This is a genomic window from Streptomyces purpurogeneiscleroticus (assembly GCF_020024005.1).
Lineage (GTDB): Bacteria > Actinomycetota > Actinomycetes > Streptomycetales > Streptomycetaceae > Streptomyces > Streptomyces purpurogeneiscleroticus.
In genome coordinates this window covers 26582-32925 of sequence record NZ_NHSG01000319.1, presented here as the reverse complement: position 1 = coordinate 32925, position 6344 = coordinate 26582, and the positions used below count along the sequence as shown (strand labels likewise).

Genomic DNA, 6344 nt, shown 5'->3' with positions numbered 1-6344 from the left:
GGGTGGCGGGGTCCGGTACGGGGGCCGCGGAGAGGAGGGCCTGTGTGTACGGGTGCAGGGGGTCGGCGAAGAGCTGAGCGGTCGGGGCCTCCTCGACGATCCGGCCCAGGTACATCACGGCGATCCGGTCCGCCAGGAACTCCACCGCCGCCAGGTCGTGGGTGATGAACAGGCAGCCGAAGCCGCGGTCCCGCTGCAGGTCGGCGAGGAGGTTGAGGACGGATGCCTGGACGGAGACGTCCAGTGCGGAGGTCGGCTCGTCGGCGATCAGCAGGTCCGGGGCGACGGAGAGCGCGCGGGCGAGGGAGATGCGCTGGCGCTGGCCGCCGGAGAGCTCGTGCGGGTGCCGGTCGGCGTGTTCGGGGCGCAGCCCGACCTGGCCGAGCAGCTCCTCGACGCGGGCCCGGAGGCCGGACTTCGGTACCAGGCGGTGCAGCCGCAGCGGCTCGGCAACGATCTGACCGATCGTCATGCGCGGGTCGAGCGAGGACGAGGGGTCCTGGAAGACCAGGTGGACATCGGTACGCAGTGGGCGCATGGCGCGGCGCGAGAGGTGGGTGATGTCGGTGCCCTTGAGGGCGATGCGGCCGCCGGTCGGCTCGTCGAGGCGGACCACGCAGCGGCCGACGGTGGACTTGCCGCTGCCCGACTCCCCCACCAGGCCGAGCACTTCGCCGCGCCCGATGGTCAGGCTGACGCCGTCCACGGCCCGTACGGTGCCGCCGCCGGTAGTGAAGTGCCGCTCCAGGTCGCGTACTTCCAGTACGGAGGCGCCGTCCGCTGCGGCGGAGCGCAGGGCCGGTATCTCGTGTGCGGTGCTCATCGGGCAGCCTCCTCGTGTCCGGCGGCGGGCGTGGCCGCGGGCTCGGTGACGGGGTGCCAACACGCCACCTGGTGACCGGAGTCCGGTGTCAGCGGCGGCCGCGCCGCCCCGCAGCGCTCATTCGCGTGTGCGCAGCGGTCGGCGAAGGTGCAGGCGTCCGGCTGGGCGGTCAGGCTCGGTACCAGTCCGGGGATCTCCGGCAGCCGGCGCTTCCCTTCCTGGCCCGGCCGCAGTACGGCGCCCAGCAGGCCGCGCGTGTACGGGTGCCGGGGCGCGGCGAACAGCTCGTGGGCCGGGGCCTGTTCGACGGCCCGGCCCGCGTACATCACCAGCACCCGGTCCGCCGCGTCGGCGACCACGCCCAGGTCGTGGGTGATGAGGACGAGGGCGGTCCCCAGGCGTTCGCGCAGCGACCGGAGGACTTCGAGGATGCCGGCCTGGACGGTGACGTCCAGCGCGGTGGTCGGCTCGTCGGCGATGAGGACGGCCGGGTCGCAGGCCACCGCGATGGCGATCATGACGCGCTGCCGCATCCCGCCGCTGAGCTGGTGCGGGTACTCCGCCACCCGGCGCTCCGGCGCGGGGATGCCGACGAGCGCGAGCAGTTCGACGGCCTTCTCCCGGGCCTCCTTGCGGGTCAGGCCCTGGTGGCGGCGGAGTACCTCGCCGATCTGGCGGCCGACGGTGAGGACCGGGTTCAGCGAGGTCATCGGCTCCTGGAAGATCATCGCGAGGTCCTTGCCGCGGACCTTCGTCAGCTCCTTCTCCTCCGCCCCGGCCAGCTCCCGGCCGCCGAGCCGGACGGACCCGGTGACGGTCGCGGTCGGCGGCAGCAGGCCCATGACGGCCATGGCGGTGACGGATTTGCCGCAGCCGGACTCGCCGACGACGGCGAGGACCTCGCCGGGCGCCACGTCGTACGAGAGGGAGTCGACGGCGTGCACGGTACGGGTGTCGGAGCGGAAGGAGACGGACAGGTCGCGGACGCTCAGTACGGGCGCGCCGGACGCGCCGGAAGCGGTGCTCATCGGGTGCCTCCGCGGGGGTCGAGGATGTCACGCAGTCCGTCGCCGAGCAGGTTGAAGGCCAGCGTCGCGGCGACGATGGCGAGGCCGGGGAAGACCGCCATCCAGGGCGCGGGGCCGAGGAAGGGCTGGGCGCCGGCGAGCATCACGCCGAGCGAGGGGGCCGGGGGCTGGACGCCGAGGCCGAGGAAGCTGAGCAGCGCCTCGCCGATGATCGCGGCGGGGATGCCGACGGTGGCCTGGACGATCAGCGCCGAGGTGGCGTTGGGGAGGATGTGCCGCGCGAGAACGGTGCCGTCGCCGCCGCCGTTGACGATCGCGGCGCCCACGTAGTCCAGGTGTTTGAGGCGCAGCGTCTCGGCGCGTGTGATGCGGGTGACGGCCGGTACCTGCGAAATCCCGATGGCGAGCGTGGCGTTGAGCAGCGACGGGCCGAGGACGGCCGCCAGTCCCACCGCGAGGACGAGGAAGGGGAAGGCGAGCAGGGTGTCGGTGAGCCGGGAGACCGCGGAGTCGGCGTACTTGCCGTAGTACCCGGCGGCCAGGCCCAGCGGTACGCCGATGAGGAAGGCCAGTACCACGGCGAGCAGGCCCACCTGCATGGACGCGCGGGCACCGTGGATCACCCGGGAGAGCTGGTCGCGGCCGAGGTCGTCGGTGCCGAGCCAGTGCGCCCAGGAGGGCGGCGCCAGCGCGGCGTCGAAGTCCGGCGCTGCCGGGTCGTACGGGGCGAGCAGCGGGGCGCAGAGGGCCGCCAGTACGAAGACGGCGGCGATCACGGCGCCGGTGAGGGCGAGCCGGTTCCTGCGCAGGGCGCGCAGCCGGGTGCGCAGGGTGCCGGGGCGCGGAGCCGTGACGGGCGCTTCCGGGACGGCCGGCACGTCGACGGTGTCCGGGGTGGCGGTCATCGGGCGCCTCCGAGCCGGATGCGCGGGTCGATGACCGAATAGAGCACATCGACCGCGAGGTTGACGAGGATGTAGGCGGCGGAGGTGCACAGCACCACGCCCTGGAGCATCGTGTAGTCGCGGGTGAAGACCGCGTCGATGGTGAGCTTGCCGAAGCCGGGCAGGACGAAGATCTGCTCGGTGACGACGGCGCCGGAGATGAGGTGGCCGAGCTGGAGGCCGAGGACGGTCACCACGGTCACCAGGCTGTTGCGCAGCGCGTGCCCGCCGATGACCTGGCGTCGGGAGAGGCCCTTGGCGCGGGCGGTGCGGACGTAGTCGGCGGAGAGGCTGTCGAGCATCGCGCCGCGCGTCTGCCGCATCACGACGGCCGCGAGCCCGGAGCCGAGGACCACGGCCGGCAGCACCATGCGCCGCAGATTGTCGACCGGATCCGTGCCGAAGGGCACGTAACCGGATGCCGCGAAGACCGGTACGGCGATCGCGAAGGCGAGGACCAGGACGATGCCGAGCCAGAAGGTGGGGACGGACAGCCCCAGCAGGGCGATGGCGTTGGCCAGCCACTCGGTCGCCCTGCCGCGCCGCACGGCCGCCAGGACGCCCGTCCCGATGCCGAGGACGACGGCCAGGAGGAGGGAGAGCGCGGCCAGTTCGAGGGTGACGGGCAGGGCGCTCAGGATCGAGTCCAGGACGGGGAGGCCGGTGCGGGCCGAGGTGCCGAGGTCGCCGGTGAGGGCGTGGCCGACGAACCGCCCGTACTGGATCACGATGTTGTCGTTCAGCCCGTACGCCTCGCGGATCGCGGCCAGCGCCTCGGGGCTGCGCTCCTCGCCGGCCAGCGCGAGGGCCGGGTCGCCGGGCAGCGCGCGGATGCCGGCGAAGACGACGACGCTGACGAGGAAGAGTGTGATGACCGATTGCCGGAGCCGGGTGAGGAGGTATCTGCTCATTGGGTGCACCCCGCATTCATGAAGCGGTTCATCGGGCGAACCCCGCATCCTTGACGCGCACCAGGCCGTCGCCGTAGACCCGCACGCCCGCCACGTCCTTCCGTGTCACGACGTAGTTCTTCTGCCGGTAGAGGTAGATCAGTGCGTACTGGTCGCGTATACGGTCGGCGAGTTGCGTGTATACGCGGGCGCGGCCGGCCCGGTCGGCGGTGGTGCGGCCCTCGGCGATCAGCCGGTCGATCGACGGGTCGGAGATGCCGTACGTGTTCATGGCGCCGGCGGTGCCGACGAAGGAGGCGATGTTGCCGTCCGGGTCGAGCCGCCCGGACCAGCCGCTGACGTACGCGTCGAACTGCCCGGCGTCGGTCTCCTCCAGGAGCGTCGCGTACTCCATGGGCCGCAGCCGTACGTCGAAGCCGGCCTCGCGGGCCATCGCCTGGATCACCTGGCCGAGGCGGCTGTCCTCGGGCGAGGTGGAGACCTTCAGCTCGATCGGCACCGGGAGCTCGACGCCCGCCTCCTTGAGCAGCTTCTTCGCGCGCGGCAGATCGCGCTCCGGGCAGCCGGCGGCCCCCGGCGCGATGGCCGACTCCGGCGAGACGGGGCCGCAGGCCGGCTCGTACATGCCCTGGAAGACGACCTTGTTGATCAGCTTGCGGTCCAGGGCGAGCGCGAAGGCTTCGCGGACGCGCGGCTCGCGGGCGAGCACCGTGCGCAGCTTCCCGGGCTTCTCCCCCGTCCCGTGCACGTTGCCGATGTTGAAGCCGAGGCCCTGGTAGCCGAGCGAGGGCGAGTTGAAGAGCTGGAGCTGCGGCTCGGTGAGCGAGCTGCGCACCTCCACCGGGCCCATCTGGTCGCCGACCTGGACGTCACCGGAGCGCAGATTCGCCAGCCGGACGCTGCCGTCGGTGATGGTCTTGTAGACGACGCGGTCCAGGCGGACCTTGTCCGCGTCGTAGTACCGGGGGTCCTTCGCGAGCACGATCCGGTCGCCCGCGACGCGTTCGACGTACTTGAACGGGCCGACGCAGGACGGGTGGTTGGTGAAGTTCTTGCCGTACTTCGCGAGCGCACGCGGGGACATGACCATGCCGGCGCGGTCGGCGAGCACGCCGGTGAGCGGGACGTACGGCTCCTTGAGGCGGATGCGGACGGTGTACGGTCCGGCAGCCTCGGCCTTGACCAGCGGGCCGAGTTCGGTGGCGCGGGCGGAGCCGGGGAGGGTGCGGTGGCGTTCCAGGGAGCGGGCGACGGCGGCCGCGTCGAGGCGGGTGCCGTCGCTGAACGTCACGCCGCGGCGGACCGGGACGGTCACGGTCCGGCCGCCGTCGGAGGTCTTCGGGAGGGCCGCCGCCAGCTGCGGCACGACCTTCCCCGCGCGGTCGGTGTCGTACAGCTTCTCGCACATCCCGGCGAAGACGGTGCGACCCACGAGGGTCTGCGCGAGGGTCGGATCGAGCTTGTCGGGGTCGGACTTGAGGGCGACGGTGAGCGTGCCGCCGTCCCGTACGGGGCGCGGGTCGGTCATCCGGACCTCGCCCACCTCGGTGGCGGCGGAGGTGAGCGACCCGCACCCCGCAGCACTGATCATCAGCCCAACTGCCAAGGGAACAGCAGCTCTTCGGCGCACGTGCCCTACCTCCCGAACGACCATCTGGAACGAGAACGCATCACGAACGATCACCAGGAACGAATGCAGCAGACCGTATTTCGCATACAGATGACCGGCAAGAGGCCGCCCCTGATCTTGGGTAAGTTTCTGGTTACATCTAAATAACTGCGCCCGGTAACCGGGCTCTGCGTACCCTGGCGGCATGAACAGCCCCCTGGTCGCGATCCTCAGCGGCGCCGGGATCTCCACCGACTCCGGCATCCCCGACTACCGCGGGCCGAACGGGGTGTGGCGCCGCGACCCGGACGCCGAGAAGCTCGTCACGTACGCGTACTACATGAACGATCCGGAGATCCGACGCCGGTCCTGGCTGATGCGGCGGGACGGCCCGGCGCTCCGCGCACGGCCGAACGCCGCGCACGAGGCCATCACCCGCCTCGACCGCTCCGGCGTCCCCACCCGAGTGATCACCCAGAACGTCGACGGGCTGCACCAGCTCGCCGGGATGCCCGGCCGCAAGGTCCTGGAGCTGCACGGCACCGCCCGTACCGCGGTCTGTACCGAATGCCGCGCCCGGACGCCGATGGCCGACGCGCTGGCCCGGGTGACCGCGGGCGACCCGGACCCCGCGTGCCTCGACTGCGGCGGGATCATGAAGTCGGCGACCGTGATGTTCGGCGAGAGCCTGGCCCCGGAGGTACTGGGCGCAGCGGTCACAGTGGCGAAGAACTGCGACATCTTCCTCGCGGTCGGCACGAGCCTCTCCGTGCAGCCCGCCGCCTCGCTCGCGGGACTGGCCGCCGAGCACGGAGCTCGCCTGGTCATCGTCAATGCCGAGCCGACCCCGTACGACGCGCTCGCCGACGAGATCGTCCGCGAACCGATCGGCGAGGCGCTGCCCCGGCTGCTGGCTGCTTTGCACCCGTGACCACCGACGGGCTTGCCCCCCTTTGACGGGGAATGCCGGTGACGGCGTTACGGTTGTCCGGGCGGCCGGCCGGTCGGACGGCCGCGGAGACGTGGAGG

General features: G+C 72.1%; 6 protein-coding genes. 1 reads left to right on the top strand and 5 read right to left on the bottom strand.

Going from position 1 to position 6344, the window contains the following annotated elements:
• From CCS38_RS20775 to CCS38_RS20755, 5 genes are all read right to left on the bottom strand, one after another.
• Window positions 1-823: ABC transporter ATP-binding protein (locus CCS38_RS20775; RefSeq protein ID WP_223734815.1), on the bottom strand; the 823-nt coding region annotated here is incomplete at its 3' end.
• A complete protein-coding gene (locus CCS38_RS20770; protein WP_223734814.1) occupies window positions 820-1851 on the bottom strand; it encodes an ABC transporter ATP-binding protein in 1032 nt (343 codons plus the stop codon). The genes CCS38_RS20770 and CCS38_RS20775, both read right to left, overlap by 4 nt.
• On the bottom strand, window positions 1848-2756 hold the full coding sequence (locus tag CCS38_RS20765) for an ABC transporter permease (RefSeq protein ID WP_223734813.1): 909 nt from the start codon (window positions 2754-2756) through the stop codon (window positions 1848-1850). The genes CCS38_RS20770 and CCS38_RS20765 overlap by 4 nt, the downstream gene beginning before the upstream one ends.
• Window positions 2753-3706: an ABC transporter permease gene (locus tag CCS38_RS20760; protein WP_223734812.1), complete on the bottom strand. Its 954-nt coding sequence runs from the start codon at window positions 3704-3706 to the stop codon at window positions 2753-2755. Before CCS38_RS20760 ends, CCS38_RS20765 begins: the two co-directional genes overlap by 4 nt.
• A gap of 28 nt (window positions 3707-3734) precedes the next feature.
• Window positions 3735-5312, bottom strand: coding sequence for an ABC transporter substrate-binding protein (locus tag CCS38_RS20755; RefSeq protein ID WP_223734811.1), 1578 nt, complete (start codon window positions 5310-5312; stop codon window positions 3735-3737).
• Between the two features lie 208 nt (window positions 5313-5520).
• Here CCS38_RS20755 and CCS38_RS20750 point away from each other — a divergent pair, with 208 nt between their 5' ends.
• Window positions 5521-6246, top strand: a complete 726-nt coding sequence (locus tag CCS38_RS20750) for an SIR2 family NAD-dependent protein deacylase (RefSeq protein WP_223734810.1) — start codon at window positions 5521-5523, stop codon at window positions 6244-6246.
• Window positions 6247-6344 lie beyond the last annotated feature (98 nt).

Bases quoted from the DNA above. Each gene is read 5' to 3' on its own strand.
- CCS38_RS20770 (WP_223734814.1), bottom strand. From the start codon at position 1,851: ATGAGCACCGCTTCCGGCGCGTCCGGCGCGCCCGTACTGAGCGTCCGC.
- CCS38_RS20765 (WP_223734813.1), bottom strand. From the start codon at position 2,756: ATGACCGCCACCCCGGACACCGTCGACGTGCCGGCCGTCCCGGAAGCG.
- CCS38_RS20760 (WP_223734812.1), bottom strand. From the start codon at position 3,706: ATGAGCAGATACCTCCTCACCCGGCTCCGGCAATCGGTCATCACACTC.
- CCS38_RS20750 (WP_223734810.1), top strand. From the start codon at position 5,521: ATGAACAGCCCCCTGGTCGCGATCCTCAGCGGCGCCGGGATCTCCACC.